General features: G+C 42.7%; 2 protein-coding genes. Both read right to left on the reverse strand.

Features of this window, described 5'->3' with window-relative positions; translation table 11 throughout:
• Nucleotides 1–78: 78 nt before the first annotated feature.
• A complete protein-coding gene (locus tag F6K37_RS43145; protein WP_287257305.1) occupies nucleotides 79–417 on the reverse strand; it encodes a hypothetical protein in 339 nt (112 codons plus the stop codon).
• Nucleotides 392–1,251: glycosyltransferase (locus F6K37_RS43150; RefSeq protein ID WP_287257306.1), on the reverse strand; the 860-nt coding region annotated here is incomplete at its 5' end. The genes F6K37_RS43150 and F6K37_RS43145, both read right to left, overlap by 26 nt.

The following is a 1,251-nucleotide window of genomic DNA, read 5'->3' on the forward strand; positions in this document are numbered from 1 at the left end:
GTTAGGATGTTGAAGGTTAGTAGTGTTGAAGGTTAGGATGTTGAAGGTTAGTAGTGTTGAAGGTTAGCAGGTTGAAGGTTAGCCATCAGCATTCAGCCAAAGACCTTGGCCTTCGGCTGAATGCTGATAGCTGAATGCTGAATGCTGATAGCTGATGGCTGAATGCTGATAGCTGATAGCTGATAGCTGAATGCTGAATGCTGAATGCTGATAGCTGAATGCTGAATGCTGAATGCTGATAGCTGAATGCTGATAGCTGATAGCTGATAGCTGAATGCTGAATGCTGAATGCTGATAGCTGAATGCTGAATGCTGATAGCTGATAGCTGATAGCTGATAGCTGATAGCTGATAGCTGATAGCTGATAGCTAAATGCTTACGATGCACCCGTCTAAGGTTCTGTTCGTAGGTATCCAAGAATAGTGCTAGTATTCAACAATCTTGGAAATCGATTCAGTAAAGCAGTATACTGAGGAGCAGGTAATATAAGTAATAGGATAATTTTCAGCAATACTTTTAAGGTCACCTTTGTCAGTAAAAAGCTTGGATCATGTCTGAGGGCATGGCCAATAAATCGGAGTGCGGCTAGGGCTTTGTGTCGTTCTGGAAATGATTCAAAAGCCTTGAAAATTAGGTACTTATACAGGTTAGCTAGGCTGTGCTGTTTCAGATATTGTAGAGAATCAGGAGCACTAGCAAAGGCTCGTTCAATTACTTGTAAGCAACCTGCTTCCATCTTGGCAGTATCAGAAGAGGCGGAATTAGCCGAGACTTGATATAAAATGTGTGGGTATGGTACAGCGACAAAGGGATAACGAGCCGCCAGCCGCAGCCACATATCCCAATCTTCTGCCTGGGTTAGGGATTCATCAAATTGACCAACTGTGTCAAATGCTTTCCTACGAATTAGGACGTTAGAACCATTTTCCAAAAAATCTGTTAGCAACAGCTGAGGATAAACATTACCATTGAGAGTGATATGGTTACCTCGCCGCAAAAACTGACCTGATTCATCAATGTAATCTGTCCAACTATAGGCAACGGCGGCTTGGGGGTTTGCTTGTAAGGCGTTTAACTGGAACTCTAATTTATCCGGATGCCAGAGATCATCGGCATCTAGGAACGCAATATAGTCCCCTGAAGCATGGGATAATCCACGATTACGAGCTCGGTTGACACCCGCATTGGGATAGGAAAAAATTTTTAATTTATCATGTTTGATGCTAGAAATTATTTGCCATGTGGAGTCTT

This window comes from Moorena sp. SIO4E2 (genome assembly GCF_010671945.1).
In the GTDB taxonomy this organism is placed as follows: domain Bacteria; phylum Cyanobacteriota; class Cyanobacteriia; order Cyanobacteriales; family Coleofasciculaceae; genus Moorena; species Moorena producens.